Here is a 1,546-nt window from a genome sequence, read left to right on the forward strand (position 1 = left end):
TGGTCTAGCCCCCTATAAATCGGACTTTTGTATAGATGGTTAAACAAACATATTATTTTCTTTATAAATTTGCAACAGCAAGGAACAACCGACGGCGATTTTTATACCGATGGTTGATGAAATGTTTCGGCGCCGATCATTTCTGTTTTTTCCTCATCCTCAAACCCATCGAGGGTTTTTGGCTGAGAGCAAGGAACTGCCCTCAAGCTCATATTGCCCGATAGTTTGTGATAAGGGATTTTTAAAAAATGTTTCATTGTTCTTTTTTCTTCATTTATTTCTGTTTTGATCAGTTTTTTGTTCCAACAGTCCCAAAACACCATTGGTGGCAGGTTTAGGACGGAACTATGTAACCTATGGTTGTTGTATTTTTCATAAAACAACACAAGGGTTTGTTCAAGGTCTTCCAATGACCAGAAATTGTACCTTTTCAACTTCTGGGACAAAATAGCATGGAAGCTCTCAATATGTCCATTTTCCTGTGGGGTATATGGATGGGTGAATACCTGGTTCAATTGGTTTTCAGCAAAGAAAGCCTGTACCGATTTAGCAATGAAACGGCTATCATTGTCATTGCGGATTTCAATCTGGATATTTCGGTTTAAGCAGTCGTAAGGCTGCAGATAATTATTTATTACTTTCTCCCAGATTTGTTTGACAAGTGCCTGTTTTATTTGATAAGCCACCTTCCAAGCAAGTACAACCCGGGTAAAAGTATCGATAATGGTGAGAACAAAGGCATACCTGCTATATTGGTTTACCCACACATATTTTATATCCATTTCAATCACTTGCAATGGCCCTCGGGGCAATACCTTTCGGTATTTGACAAAAGTCCTCTGTGCTTTTTTCGCAAGGTCTTTGAGCAACTGGTTTTCCTTCATCAAGCGGTACACCTTTTTATGATTTATGACATATCCTATTATCATCAAAGCAACAGTCATTTTACGATAACCATAATCGGTATCAGGGTCTTCTTGTATTTCTTTTATAGACTCAACCACATTGCTATTGGGAACTTTATCAACGTTGTCCCCATCAATTTTGTAGGTCACATCACTGGCTTTCCGGCCTCTTGTTTTACCTGTTGGCCGATAGTAATATTGATGTTTGGTAATGCCCGCGTTAGATAATGCAGTATCACGCTTCATGCCTTGAAAAATATACCTGGTTACAATTTCCTTTTTTTCTCCAAGGCATATTTCTTTTTTAGCAAGTCGCCTTTAAGTTTGTTTTCAAGTTCTTTTTCGGCGAGAAGCTGTTTGAGCATATTGTTCTCTTTTTCCAGTTCCCTGATCCGTTTCTGCTGGGCCGGGGTCATCCCATGGGTAAAGCCCTCTTCTCCCATTTGCTCAAACTTCTTTTTCCAATCGTAATATGAAGCACGATAAATGCCATATTTTTCAAGGGTTTCATTAATCCCGTTTTCCGAAGCTTCTTTAATGATTTTTAGCTTCTCTTCTTTTGTAAAACTTCGCTTTTTCATCGTCATAAAAGTACAGATTTAAATCTATATCTTTGTCCGATGATTTAAGGGGCTAAAACA

2 protein-coding genes are annotated in these 1,546 nt (G+C 38.3%); both read right to left on the reverse strand.

What is annotated here, in order from left to right:
• Window positions 1-101: 101 nt before the first annotated feature.
• Window positions 102-1,151, reverse strand: a complete 1,050-nt coding sequence (locus tag FHS86_RS19120) for a DDE-type integrase/transposase/recombinase (RefSeq protein ID WP_429417671.1) — start codon at window positions 1,149-1,151, stop codon at window positions 102-104.
• Window positions 1,152-1,171: 20 nt separating this feature from the next.
• Window positions 1,172-1,492: a transposase gene (locus tag FHS86_RS19125; RefSeq protein WP_429417674.1), complete on the reverse strand. Its 321-nt coding sequence runs from the start codon at window positions 1,490-1,492 to the stop codon at window positions 1,172-1,174.
• Between the last annotated feature and the right edge of the window lie 54 nt (window positions 1,493-1,546).

Origin of the sequence: Roseimarinus sediminis (assembly GCF_050433125.1) — a bacterium.
Classification (GTDB): domain Bacteria; phylum Bacteroidota; class Bacteroidia; order Bacteroidales; family Prolixibacteraceae; genus Roseimarinus; species Roseimarinus sediminis.